The sequence below is a fragment of the Arachidicoccus ginsenosidivorans genome (genome assembly GCF_007971385.1).
GTDB lineage: Bacteria > Bacteroidota > Bacteroidia > Chitinophagales > Chitinophagaceae > Arachidicoccus > Arachidicoccus ginsenosidivorans.
The window spans coordinates 3,482,873-3,496,180 of record NZ_CP042434.1; the positions used below are offsets into that span (position 1 = coordinate 3,482,873).

Consider the following 13,308-nt stretch of genomic DNA (forward strand, 5'->3'; position numbering starts at 1 on the left):
ATGGCAGAAAGGAGTGAAATTATATTTGATAAATTGGTATATTCATGTTCATTTGAGAAATATAGAGGCGATGAACAGTTTATTCCCGATCATTTTCTGGGCTTTCAGTTATCAGGCGAAACGCATGCATTTTATGCAGATGGAAACTCGGTTATTCGTGAAAATTCTGTCGTACTGGTAAAAAGAAACCAGCTGATCCGCACAATAAAATATCCTTCAAAAACGGGTAAATATCAATTTCTGTCTATTACTTTGGATACTGATACACTGCGACGGTATGCATTCGAAAATAAAGTTGTTTTAGAGGATGCAAAGAAGACCGAAAATAAATTGTTTTTTAAAACGGATAAATTCCTGAATGCTTATTTTCTTTCATTAAGTCCATATATCAACAAGACCAAGAAGGCGACGCCCAAACTGGCAGACTTGAAAATAAGGGAAGCGATTGAATTAATACTCCAAAGCGACCCTGATATGAAAAATGTGTTATTTGATTTTTCTGAGCCATATAAAATAGATTTGATGGAATTTATGAATCAAAATTATATGTTTAACGTGTCTGTAGAGGTATTTGCGAGACTGGCAGGTAGAAGCGTTTCTGGTTTTAAACGTGATTTTGCAAAGCAATTCCATGCCACCCCTAAACAATGGTTGAAAGATAGACGTCTAGAAGAGGCGATGTATCGTATCAGGCAAAACCAGGAAAGACCTTCGGATTTTTATCTTGATTTGGGTTTTGAAAACCTATCGCATTTTTACTATTCTTTCAAACAAAAGTTTGGAATTACCTCTAGTGAAATATAGCCTAAAGGCATTATTTATATTAAGTTTAATCTATAAATCCGATGGCTTATGCTTGCCCAGTACAGCCTAAAAGTATTGCAATGGCTATTGTTGTAGATTTTGAATCGCGTCTATTTTCTTATGAGGTAATATTGTCATTAAATTACGCATGGCAATAATAAGCAAAAGAATACAGCCGCAATAATGTGCCGTTTCTAGGCAGCCGATTTATTGGGGAGGCAGTCAGCTTCATAATGCAATAGAAAGCTAAATAGGGAGTGACGAAAATAGTGTTATAAAGTGCTATATTGTTTTAAAGGTTTGTACTACAATAGCTTATAAGGGTTTTCGACTATTGCCTGTAGGACGGTATTTTTAAATGTCCCAGCAAAACAGCAGCTGCCACAGCTGCATTTAGGGATTCCGCCTGACCAAACTGGGGTATTTTGACAGCCTGCGTGATAAAAGGCAATAGCGCTGGACTGATACCTATGGATTCATTGCCTATTAAAATGATGCCTTCCGTCATGGGGACCGGAATGGGGAAGCTGCCTAACGGCATCCCATTGAGCAGTGCACCATATACCGGCACTTTACTTTCCGCCAAATAACGGGTAAGGTCTTTATAGTACACGTTTGTCCTGAAAATACTGCCCATGGTTGCCTGGACGACTTTTGGATTAAAAATGTCCGCAGAATCTTCAGAGACAATGAGCTGATCAACACCGAACCAGTCGGCAATCCGAATAAGGGTGCCCATATTGCCCGGATCCCGGATCCCATCCAGTGCCAACGTAAGTTTGCCAACAGGGGAGGGGGCGTGGGGGTATTTACCTTTCCAGCCACTTCTTTTTGGGCCATCTGGGCCAAGGCTATTATTTCATGGGCTGTTTTCAGATGACTGGCCCTTTGCAACTCTTCGGCAGTAATCATTTCAATAGGGGCATCAGGATAGTTTTTCTGCCAGTTTTCATTGGTTGTCCAGACTTTTTTGGTCTTAAAACCACTCGTTAAAAGTTCTGCCACCATCTTAGGGCCTTCTACAATAAATAGCTTTTCTTTGTCCCTGGTTTTTTTGTGGTATAAACTTTGAATATATTTGAGTTCATTTTTACTGATCATCTTTATGCAAATTAAGCCTACATCTCATTACAAACGGACCATCCAACTTTGGTTGGCTGCGCTGATCATGGGGATGAGTGCCTGTGTTACGGTAAAAAATCCGCCCGTTGGGCAGCCTTTTGTCTACGATTCAAAAATAGAATTAAAAAGCGATAATATTAGTAAAGAAGAGGCCAAACTGCTTAAGACTAATTTAGCGGAGTTCTGGGTGGACAGTCTAAGAAGTCCCAAAGTGCAAAAATATTTTGTGGCCTATAAAATTGTCTCACCGCCAGTATTTGATACAGCCAGTATCAGTAAGTCCATCCAGTTTATGGACAGTTATATGAACTCAGAGGGGTATTATCAGGCCAGCTTCAAAGACAGCGTCCAGGTGGATAGCACGACAGCACCTGGCCAAAAACGGGTAACGGTCACAATATATGTTGACCCTAATAAGGCCATGATCATCGATTCTTTAGGTTATGCTTTGGAAGATACGGCGCTTGAACGGATTGCTCTGGAAAAAAGAGGCGCCACGGCAATTGTTCCACATAAAACAAAGTTTACCAAGCAAAATATAGCGGATGAACTCGACCGATTGGTGAAAAACTACCGGAACCTGGGTTATTACAGGATTTCCAGAAACAATTTGATCGCAGAAACCGATACAACGGATGCTGCCCTGTTAAAACTTACCCTGGATCCTTTTGAACAGGCCATTAAAATGGCCCAGGCTGCGGCCAGAAATAAAGAAAATCCTTCTGCCGTGGTGCTCATTAAAGAACGACCGCCAGAGGATACCACACTTGTGCGCTCCAGAACTAATGATTTTATCCGTTACAGAGTGGGGCATATTAATTTTTTTCCAGAAACAGGCGGTACAGAAATTCCTGATTCACTTTTACACCAATTAAGCCAGTTTCCACACGTTTATCAGACGCGCACGGGGCATATCTCTATTTATGACAAAGAAGGTAAGTTTGTTCCAAGACCCATGTTGAATCACCTTTATATGCGGCAAGGTGATTATTACAGTGATACAGGTTTTTATAAGACGATCAATAATCTAAGTGCCATTGGTGCCTGGCAACAGGTGGATTACCGTAATTACCTTCATGGAGATTCTGTGGATATGAACTTTTTCATGGTGCCGGCCATCAAACAAAATGTAACCGTAGATCTGGAAGGTTCCTGGAATACAGGTGATTTTGTGTCTTCCTCCAATATGTTTGGACTGGCGCTCAACATGACACACCGCAATAGAAATGTCTGGAAAAGAGCCATTCAGTCCCTGACCAATTTAAGAACAGGGGTAGAACTGAATCTGACCAAATCCAGCAGCTATTCTAACCGGTTACTGCAAACCTTGCAGATTGCCGGTTCGCATTCCTATTCCTTCCCAAGATTTATCACGCCCTGGCATATCCGCAGCCGCAATCTGGATGCCATCCGAACGGTCGTTTCTGTCAATGGCAGCTATACAGACCGGAAAGATTATTTTCAATTCAGGTCCTTTGTGACCAACTGGGGATACGAATGGAAAAAGGGTAACGCCTCCTGGCAGTACCGACCCATCAATTTTGAGCTTTATTCACTCGATGTAATGGAAGGCCTGACCCAGGCCATGAAATACAATCCTTATCTGAAAAATGCCTTTAATACGGGTACTGTTCTCAGCCAACAGCTCAATTATAATATTACCTATCCCAATAAAAGGTTCCCTGGAAACAATTATTTCAGGTTTGGCATAGAAGAGTCCGGTACCTTATTTGGTCTGATTCCAGCTTTAAAAGATGAAATTTACCGTTATTTTAGGGTAGAAGGAGAATATATCAAGCATTTTGACTTTGATAAGACACAATTGGCCCTAAGAGGATTTGCGGGTGTAGGGATTAATTATAGCGGTAATGCAGATAAGTTTGGCCGGGAGTTGCCATTTTATAAGCAATTTATTGCCGGTGGTCCTAACAGCATGCGTGCCTGGGGGTTAAGGCAGTTAGGGTTAGGCTCCAGCCTGCAAAGTGATACCTCAAGTACTTTCAGAGACCGATATGGCGATATGCAACTGGAACTGAATCTGGAATACAGATATCCTTTATTTTCTATTGGCGGGGTTAAATTCAATGGCGCCGTCTTTACAGATATTGGTAATATCTGGAATATCAGAAAGGAAGAAAGCCTGCCTGATGCAGAATTTAGCATTGGCCGGTTGGGTAAAGATATAGCCATTGCCATGGGCACCGGTCTTAGAATGGACTTCAATTTTGTGGTTATCCGGGTAGATTTTGGCTTAAAACTTAAGGATCCTGCCAGGATTTCCAATGATGGCTGGATGAGTATCAAACATTTTACCTGGCGCAATCATGAATTTGAAGACCAGATGGCCAATAACCCCATCACCCATAAACCCTTGGTGCGTAATAACTATGGTATCCAACTCGGCATTGGTTTGCCATTCTAATCGGGTGGTTTAGGGCTAATTATAGCTTATTGGAACGCCAGGAGGGGTATATACTTAATGGGGTACTGCACGCTATTCTCTACCTCTATCTCTGTATCTAAATTTATTTAACGCAGCCAAGTGATGGTTGCTGTAGGCGCTAACTCAAACACCGGATGACCTAAGTCTGATTTAGTGGTTCATTTAGTGGTTCATAAGTCAGTTCAACCACCCCAGAGTGAAAAACGCGCGTATCCGTTAGTTTAAGGGAGATCCTGTTGTGAAGATTCTCAAAAAGCGGCATTCCCTGACCAAGTATGACCGGATGGACAGATATTTTATATACATCTATCAGGCCCAGCTGAATAAAAGTATTTGTAAGTCCAGCTCCGCCATATAGCCAGATATCTTTTCCGTCGCCCTGTTTGATGGCGGCTACTTTTTTGGCGATGTCTGATGTGATGAAAATATCTTTTTCGCTAGGTTTGTCCTTTTGCGAAAATACATATTTGTTCTTGGCGTGAATAGTTCTCCAAAGTGCTTTGTCCTCTGTACTTGCTGTGCTATCTGGCTGAAAATTTCCCCAGGCCTCATAACTTACCCTGCCATAGAAAATGGTATCTACACTGTCCAAAAAAGCACCAAAATCCATCTCCCTATCCATGATACACCAATCGGTCTCTTTGTTAGGTCCTTCAATAAATCCATCCAGGGTGACAGACAGATTTAAGACGACTTTTTTCATCTAAGTCAAATTACTTATTTAAAAATATTGGCCTGCATTAGCAAATAGGTCTGGGGAGCCTACCACCATAGGACTAATAATCATAAGTCACCCAGCCAGAGGGTGCTTTTAAATGAAGGCTCTTACGATCTGCCGCTTCTGTGTGTCCTACAATTTTGGCTTCAATTCCCAAATCAGCTGCGATCTGGATCATGGCAGCCGCCGCAGTTTCACTGGTAAAGATTTCAAGGCGGTGGCCCATATTGAAGACCTGGTACATTTCCCGGTCATCAGCTCCAGAGTTCTGGCGGATTAATTCAAAAATAGGGGGTACCTTAAAGAGATTGTCTTTGACAATTTTAAGGTTACAAGGCAAATACTTCATGCATTTGGTTTGTCCGCCACCACTGCAGTGGATCGCACCTGCGATATCCTCAAAATGACTTTCCAATAGTCTTTTCATTAGCGGCGCATAGGTTCTGGTAGGGGAGAGCAAGAGTTTACCGGCTGCGATCTCACCAAAGCCTTCTATTTGAATCAGATCTGTCACCTTTTGATTGCCGATATAAACTACTTCACTAGGAAGGGCAGGCTCAAAAGTTTCCGGATATTTGTCTGCGTAATATTTACTAAGCACATCATGGCGGGCACTGGTCAGTCCGTTACTGCCCAGTCCGCTATTATAACTATCTTCATAGACAGCTTTACCGGAAGAACCAAAACCTACAATCACCTGACCTGCCGCGATTTTATCATTACTGATCACTTTTGATTTAGGCAAGCGGGCACTCATGGTACCATTGACGGCAATTGTTCTGGCCACATCCCCTACATCAGCGGTTTCACCGCCTAAATAGTGAATATTAACACCATACTGCCTTAATTGATCAAAAAAGGCTTGATTGCCTTTGATGATGTGTTGGAGCACTTCTCCTGGAATCAGCGTCTTATTACGGTCGATGGTAGAAGAAAACAAGATATTATCATAAATACCCACACAAAGCAGGTCATCCAGATTCATCGCGACGGCATCTTTGGAAATGCCTTCCCAGACGCTCAGATCTCCGGTTTCCTTCCAATACAGGTAAGCCAGGATACTCTTAGTGCCTGCGCCATCCGCATGCATAATATTGATATACTGGTCATCACCACCAAGGTAATCGGGATACATTTTGCAAAAAGCATTGGGAAACAGGCCTTGATCCAAATCCTGGATGGCCTGGTGTACTTCTTCTTTCTGGGCAGATACGCCGCGCTGGGTATAAAGACTCATAGGCTGCAAAAGTAATCGTATTTGTGCTGACTTGGAAGTTTAAGCAAGGACTTTTTACAAGATTACTGATGACTGTGGTTATTTATAAAAAGCCAATTCTGTATAGGACGTCGTGTAAATGCCAAAAAGAAGGGAGACAGTCAATATATTTACAGAATTGAAATATATTGAAGCTATCCCCCCATTGAAAGCAAACTTCTTTAAATTACTTAAATCACTTTACTTTAGGTTTACTATAGGTCATCGGCCTTAGGTCAATGATTCATTTTTTGCAGGAAGCAGCGCCGCTACCGGATTAGCTACTGAAGTCCCACTAACTGGCGTACTGATAACGGCTACGGAAGTGGTGGTAGAATCTGTTGTCGGTACGGAGTCCTTGGCGGGTTTATCCGTCGTATCCCTTTTGGGTAAGGTAGTTGTATCCTGTAATACGTTGAAATCCTGCTGGTTATAAACTGCTAATGCCAAAGATGTACTACTGGTATCCTTTGTGGGCTGCGTAGTCGTGTCTTTTTTGGGATCCGTTGTTGTATCCTGATAAAAGGCGGCATTTAAACCCTGATAAGGTTGTACCAAAGCCAGGGCCAGGCTGCTGGAGCTGGTATCTTTGCTGGTCGTATCCGTTGGAATTGTGGTGGTATCCTTAGGATCTGTTGTGGTATCCTGGTAGAAGCTAACAGCACTTGTACGAAGCATTGCAAGGGCAGATTTAGTAGTATCCTCCGGTATAGTAGTCGTGTCTTTGCCAGGGTCTGTGGTGTCAGCAAATAGAACCATGGCAGTTGCCTGCATTGAATCTGTCGGAGGAACACTAACTGTGTCCTTTGGAAGGGTAATGGTGTCCTGTGCGGGTAAGGTGTCTTTGCCTGGAATCGTGTCCTGTGCGTAGGTTGCAGTGGCCAGCAGCAATGCAGCCGCCGCCATACTAAGATGATTGAATTTCATAACTAAGTGTTTTTTATAGGTTAATAATCCAAACCTACTTGTTCAGATACCATGCCGAACTAAAAGCTGCTTTGTTAAAAATGTGATAATGATAGAAAATATTGAAAATCAGTTAAATTTTGTCAAAATAAATAAATATATAATTAAATATACGCAATTGTAATGGAAGGGTAAATATTGATAATATATTGTTAAATAAATAGAATAAAAGACCTTTTTATCTGATTTATAATCCCCCCAAACTTTACCAAATTAATACATTCATTTACTCGAATAATCAATTTCTCTTTGTAACTTTGCACATCGAAACAAAGAACAGGCAGGAATCTGAAAAGACCCGCTCAAAAAAGGAGGAACAATGATTACCGTTTCAGATGCAGCAAAAGCCTATATTGATAAATTGCAGGGCGAACAGCCTGATAATAAAGGCAAATATGTCCGTGTAGGTGTACGTGGTGGTGGTTGTTCCGGTCTGGAATATCAATTGGAGTTTGACAGTGAAAAGAGACCGGATGACCAAGTATTTGAGGATAAGGGCGTGACCGTTCTGGTGGATAGAAAAAGCCTGCTTTATCTATTCGGAACTGAATTGGATTATTCCGGTGGCCTGAATGGCAAAGGGTTGTTTTTCAATAATCCGAACGCTACCAGAACCTGCAGTTGCGGGGAAAGTTTCGCAGTTTAGTTTCGCAGGATAAGTACTGTATAACGACTGCGTTAAGTGTATCAAACTATTTAAATTTTATTTTCGAGATGGCAAATAAAGAAAAGGACGAGGATATATTAGAACAGATATCCAACCAGGAATATGAATTTGGTTTTTCCACCGATATTGAGATGGATATTTTGCCTGCTGGTTTAAATGAGGATGTTATTCGTTTTATTTCCCAGAAAAAAAATGAACCCGAGTGGTTGCTTGAATGGCGCCTGAAGGGACTACATACTTTTGAACGTCAGGCGATGCCTGACTGGCAGAATTTTGAAATGCCCGCTATCAATTTTCAGGATATATCTTACTATGCAGCACCTAAAAACAAAAAGAAACTAGGTAGTATGGATGAGGTGGACCCTGAACTGCTGGCCACTTTTGCCAAGCTGGGTATTCCGCTCAATGAGCAAAAAATCCTGGCAGGTGTGGAAGAGTTGGAAGGCGAAAAACCACAGGTCGCAGTAGATGCCGTTTTTGATAGCGTCTCCGTAGCCACCACATTTAAGGCCGAACTAGCAAAATTGGGCATCATTTTTTGCTCCATTAGTGAAGCCGTGCAGGAACATCCCGAACTGGTCCGTAAATATTTGGGTACGGTGGTTCCTTATTCTGATAATAAATTTGCTTCGCTGAATACGGCTGCATTTTCAGATGGCTCTTTTGTCTATATACCAAAAGGCGTTCGGTGCCCTATGGAACTGTCCACTTATTTCAGGATTAATACTGAAAACACCGGACAGTTTGAAAGAACCTTGATTGTCGCAGATGAAGGCGCTTATGTCAGCTATCTGGAAGGGTGTACCGCACCAAAAAGAGATGAAAATCAGCTCCATGCAGCAATCGTTGAACTGATTGCCATGGATAATGCAGAAATTAAATACTCCACCGTACAAAACTGGTTCCCCGGTGATAAAGACGGCAAAGGAGGTATTTATAATTTTGTCACCAAAAGAGGTGCCTGCAGGGGAAAGAACTCTAAAATCTCCTGGACACAGGTGGAAACAGGTTCTGCCATCACCTGGAAGTATCCCAGTGTGATTTTGCAGGGCGATAATTCTGTCGGAGAATTTTACTCTGTTGCGGTGACCAAAAACAAACAAATTGCCGATACCGGAACCAAAATCTATCATCTGGGTAAAAATACACGGAGCCGTATTATCTCTAAGGGGATTTCTGCCGGTTTTGGTCAGAATAGTTATCGGGGATTGGTACAGGTTGGTTCAAAAGCAGATAATGCCCGTAATTTTACGCAGTGCGACTCCTTACTTATCGGTGATCTCTGCGGTGCACATACTTTCCCTTATATTGAATCCAAGAACAATACGGCTACCATCGAACACGAGGCCACTACCTCTAAAATCGGCGAGGACCAGATCTTCTACCTGAATCAACGTGGCATTGATACGGAACAGGCGGTGGCACTTATTGTCAATGGATACGCAAGGGAAGTACTCAATCAATTACCCATGGAGTTCGCGGTTGAGGCACAAAAACTTTTGAGTCTGACCCTGGAAGGCAGTGTCGGTTAATGATGATGCTGATCAGGATAAAAATCTGTAGCAGACAGATAGATATAGCACTCAATACAGCCAGCACTTTATTATAATTTCAAAGAATCATTAAACACAGTAGAATCATCTAATGTTAAGCATTAAAAATTTATACGCATCAGTAGAAGATAAACAAATATTAAAAGGGATTAACCTGGAAGTCGGTGCCGGTGAGGTACACGCCATTATGGGACCCAACGGTTCAGGAAAGAGTTCGCTGGCCTCTGTACTTGCAGGTCGTGAAAACTACGAAGTTACTGAAGGTACCGTCACTATGGATGGCAAGGACCTGTTGGATCTGGCTCCTGAAGACAGAGCGCGTGAAGGTCTGTTTTTGGCCTTTCAATACCCGGTAGAAATCCCGGGCGTTTCTAATATCAACTTTTTGAAAACGGCCCTTAATGAAATTCGTTCTTATCATGGCAAAGCGCCTTTGGATGCCAAGCGCTTTTTGCAGCTCACCAAGGAGAAACAAAAACTAGTGGAATTTGATGCCAAACTGGTCAATCGTTCCCTAAATGAAGGGTTCTCCGGTGGAGAGAAAAAACGCAATGAGATCCTGCAACTAGCCATGCTGGAACCTAAACTGGCTATTTTGGATGAAACCGACTCCGGACTGGATATTGATGCCCTGCGTATCGTATCAAATGGAGTGAACAAGCTTCGTTCAAAAGACAATGCGTTTATTCTCATTACGCACTACCAGCGTTTGCTGGAATACATCGTTCCTGATTTTGTGCATGTGCTATATAATGGCCGCATCGTAAAATCAGGCGGTAAGGATCTGGCCCTGGAACTGGAAGAAAAAGGATATGACTGGATCAAGGAAGAAAATAAGTAATTTTTATATGTCAGCCGGATTCTGAGTTTTAAAGCAGTTATACTTATACTGCACACAAAAAGTACAGAATACCGGTGTTTAGTAACAGGGGCGGTAATAGGAACCCATTTTAAGAAAAGGCTATTCATTACGAATACCTGTTACGCTATAATAACTCAAATTGTATGTCTCAACAAGTAGTCGAAAATTCCAATTCTTTATCTTTAAAAGATAGTCTGATTAAAGAATTTGAATTGACGTATTCAAAAAATCAGGGGAATGAACCCGAAGCACTTCTTCAGAAAAGAGAAGCGGCCCTGGGTGCCTTCCAGTGTGCAGGGATTCCTACAATCAAAAATGAAGAGTGGCGTTTTACCAATCTGGTGCCTTTTTTGAAAGATAGCTACCAGATGCAACCTAGCGGCATGCCAGGAAGTGATGTCATTGAAAAGGCCATTGTCAGGGCTACGGTAAAAGGTCTGGATGCCTACCGGCTGGTGCTGGTAAATGGCCAGATTGATTTTAGCTTTAGCCAGTTACCTGATTATCAGGAAGGCTGGTTAATCCGTCCTGTTTCAGAGGTAAAGGGAACCGAAGCGTTTGCAGCAGCATTAAACAGCACGCTACCTATAGAAAAGTATCCTTTTGCAGCAATTAATACCGCTTGCTTCAGTGATGGTTTTTACATGGAATTAAATAATGATTTCCAGCTGGATAAACCCCTGCAAATCATTCATGTATATAGCGATCAGGAGAATCTGTTTTTACAGCCCAGAAATATCATTAAAGTCAGACGAGGCGCCTTGGCAGAAGTTCTTGAATCAAGCGTGTTAATGTCCGATAAGTTATTATTTGTCAATGGGGTAACTGAGATTCAGGTACAGGAAAATGCGCATTTTAAACATGCACATTTTCAGGTAGGAGAAGCACAGGAACGCTGGATTATGCACACGCAGGTGGAGCAGTTAAGAGATAGCCGTTATGATAACTATACTTTAACCCTGCCACATGCAGACCTGGTACGTAACAACTTAAATGTGATCCTGGATGGCCCAAGTACTGAAACCCATTTGTATGGGTTGTATATGGTAGAAAATAAGCATGTAGTGGATAATCACTCCCTGGTAGATCATCGTCATCCGAACTGTATGAGCAACCAGCTCTATAAAGGCGTTATCCTGGACGGAGGTAAAGGCGTATTTAACGGAAAAATTTATGTACACCGTCCGGCTCAGAAAACCAATGCCTTCCAGCAGAATAACAACCTGCTGTTCACTCCGAATGGAACGATCAATTCTAAGCCGCAATTAGAAATCTATGCGGATGATGTTAAATGCAGTCATGGCAGCACCGTTGGGCAGTTTGATGAAGAAGCACTGTTTTATCTGCGCTCTCGCGGTATTGGTGCCGATACGGCACACAGCCTGATGATCACTGCTTTTGCATTTGATGTGACCAGCAAGATTGAAAACGAGGCTTTACGTAATCATATTGAGCAGTTGATTGAAAAAACGATCGCTCAGGCTCAGGCCGTAATTTAATCGCCTTTCTTTTAGGAAAGGCCGTTTATACGAAGGAGCCGGGGAGCATGGTCTTCCCGGCTCTTTTGTAACAGGCAGGCAGGTAATTTTATGTTACCTTTGTACTGCGCAATTTTATCCATTATTTGAATAAGTAAGATAGATGTCTACGATATTAACCTCCTTAGAAATAAAAGAACTTCGCCGTGATTTTCCACTGCTGGCGCAAAAAGTTTATGGCCATCCTCTGGTATATCTGGATAATGCTGCCACGACGCAAAAACCCAATCAGGTACTGGAAACGCTTGATACCTATTATAAACAGTATAATTCCAATGTCCATAGAGGGGTGCATCATTTAAGTCAGGTGGCTACCGATGCTTATGAAGCAGCCAGAAAAACAGTTGCTGATTATATCGATGCCGGTGAGGATAAAGAAGTGATTTTTACCAAAGGAACAACAGACGGGATTAACCTTGTAGCCAGTTGTTTTGGCAAAGCGATGCTTAAACCGGGAGACAGCGTAGTGATTACCGCTATGGAACACCACTCTAATATTGTTCCCTGGCAGATGATCTGTGAAGAAAAAGGAGCCACACTGAAAGTTATTCCATTTAACACCTATGGTGAACTGGAACTGGATAAACTAGATAGCCTCTTAGATGACAGCGTCCGGATCCTGGCCTTGACTTACGTATCTAATTCACTGGCAACGATCAATCCGGTAAAAAAAATCATCGCTGCCGCACATGAAAAAATATTCCTGTTTTACTGGACGGGGCACAAGCGGTACAACACATGAATGTATCAGTCAGAGAGCTGGATGTAGACTTTATGGTTTTCTCCGGTCACAAGATCTATGGCCCTACCGGTATTGGTATTCTGTATGGCAAACAGCAGTGGCTGGATAAGTTACCTCCCTATCAGGGCGGTGGCGACATGATAAAGACCGTTACGTTGGAAAAAACGGTTTATAATGAGTTGCCTTTTAAGTTTGAGGCAGGTACACCAGATATTGCAGGGGCGATTGGTCTTGCAGCTGCACTTAAATATGTAAACGCCATCGGCATTGAGCGAATCCAGGCGACAGAAGCAGCCCTGATGGATTATGCCATGGAAGCCTTGCAAAAGATCCCCAATCTGCGTATCGTCGGACAGGCGAAACAAAGAGCCGGAGTTATTTCCTTTTTGCTCGGCACGGCGCATCCTTTTGATACAGGAGAATTACTGGACAAACAAGGTATTGCGGTCAGAACAGGTCATCACTGTTGTCAGCCAGTCATGGATATTTTTGGAATACCCGGTACAACAAGGGCTTCCTTCGCATTTTACAATACTGAGGCAGAGATTGACGCCTTGGTAGGCGGACTCGAGCGGGCAGCCAAAATCTTATTATAAATTTAAATACAGGCAGCGTTTTTTGAAAACAAGTAGAAAGTT

At 42.3% G+C, this 13,308-nt stretch carries 10 protein-coding genes and 2 pseudogenes; 7 read left to right on the forward strand and 5 right to left on the reverse strand.

What is annotated here, in order from left to right; genetic code table 11:
• Positions 1-804 carry a helix-turn-helix domain-containing protein gene (locus FSB73_RS13995; protein ID WP_146783387.1) on the forward strand — a complete coding sequence of 268 codons (804 nt, stop codon included), beginning with the start codon at positions 1-3 and terminating at the stop codon, positions 802-804.
• A gap of 331 nt (positions 805-1,135) precedes the next feature.
• On the opposite strand, the gene FSB73_RS14000 is transcribed toward FSB73_RS13995, so the two are convergent.
• Both FSB73_RS14000 and FSB73_RS27655 read right to left on the reverse strand, forming a co-directional pair.
• Positions 1,136-1,576: an RNA methyltransferase gene (locus FSB73_RS14000; RefSeq protein ID WP_146783390.1), complete on the reverse strand. Its 441-nt coding sequence runs from the start codon at positions 1,574-1,576 to the stop codon at positions 1,136-1,138.
• Positions 1,577-1,713: 137 nt separating this feature from the next.
• Positions 1,714-1,905: pseudogene (locus FSB73_RS27655) on the reverse strand (TrmH family RNA methyltransferase); the annotation flags it as partial.
• Between FSB73_RS27655 and FSB73_RS14005 the strand changes: the two are divergent.
• The gene (locus FSB73_RS14005; protein ID WP_146783393.1) at positions 1,883-4,348 is read left to right on the forward strand and encodes a BamA/TamA family outer membrane protein; all 2,466 of its coding nucleotides are present in this window, start codon (positions 1,883-1,885) and stop codon (positions 4,346-4,348) included. The pseudogene FSB73_RS27655 and the gene FSB73_RS14005 overlap by 23 nt on opposite strands.
• Positions 4,349-4,508: 160 nt before the next feature.
• On the opposite strand, the gene FSB73_RS14010 is transcribed toward FSB73_RS14005, so the two are convergent.
• The 3 genes from FSB73_RS14010 to FSB73_RS14020 all read right to left on the reverse strand — a co-directional run bounded on the left by FSB73_RS14010 (position 4,509) and on the right by FSB73_RS14020 (position 7,269).
• Positions 4,509-5,072, reverse strand: a complete 564-nt coding sequence (locus tag FSB73_RS14010) for a dihydrofolate reductase family protein (RefSeq protein ID WP_146783396.1) — start codon at positions 5,070-5,072, stop codon at positions 4,509-4,511.
• Positions 5,073-5,145: 73 nt separating this feature from the next.
• A complete protein-coding gene (locus FSB73_RS14015) occupies positions 5,146-6,324 on the reverse strand; it encodes an AIR synthase related protein (RefSeq protein WP_146783399.1) in 1,179 nt (392 codons plus the stop codon).
• A gap of 249 nt (positions 6,325-6,573) precedes the next feature.
• Entirely contained in the window at positions 6,574-7,269 is a 696-nt protein-coding gene (locus FSB73_RS14020) for a hypothetical protein (RefSeq protein WP_146783402.1), read from the reverse strand.
• 358 nt (positions 7,270-7,627) lie between these two features.
• On the opposite strand from FSB73_RS14020, the gene FSB73_RS14025 reads away from it, so the two are divergent.
• The 5 genes and pseudogenes from FSB73_RS14025 (at position 7,628) to FSB73_RS14045 (ending at position 13,266) form a co-directional block, all read left to right on the forward strand.
• Positions 7,628-7,954 carry a HesB/IscA family protein gene (locus FSB73_RS14025; RefSeq protein WP_146783407.1) on the forward strand — a complete coding sequence of 109 codons (327 nt, stop codon included), beginning with the start codon at positions 7,628-7,630 and terminating at the stop codon, positions 7,952-7,954.
• Between the two features lie 68 nt (positions 7,955-8,022).
• Positions 8,023-9,507, forward strand: coding sequence for a Fe-S cluster assembly protein SufB (gene sufB / locus FSB73_RS14030; RefSeq protein ID WP_146783412.1), 1,485 nt, complete (start codon positions 8,023-8,025; stop codon positions 9,505-9,507).
• 112 nt (positions 9,508-9,619) lie between these two features.
• On the forward strand, positions 9,620-10,369 hold the full coding sequence (gene sufC / locus FSB73_RS14035; RefSeq protein WP_146783415.1) for a Fe-S cluster assembly ATPase SufC: 750 nt from the start codon (positions 9,620-9,622) through the stop codon (positions 10,367-10,369).
• A gap of 164 nt (positions 10,370-10,533) precedes the next feature.
• On the forward strand, positions 10,534-11,889 hold the full coding sequence (sufD, locus tag FSB73_RS14040) for a Fe-S cluster assembly protein SufD (RefSeq protein ID WP_146783416.1): 1,356 nt from the start codon (positions 10,534-10,536) through the stop codon (positions 11,887-11,889).
• A 142-nt stretch (positions 11,890-12,031) separates the two neighbouring features.
• Positions 12,032-13,266, forward strand: a pseudogene (locus FSB73_RS14045) (aminotransferase class V-fold PLP-dependent enzyme).
• The last annotated feature ends 42 nt before the right edge of the window (positions 13,267-13,308 follow it).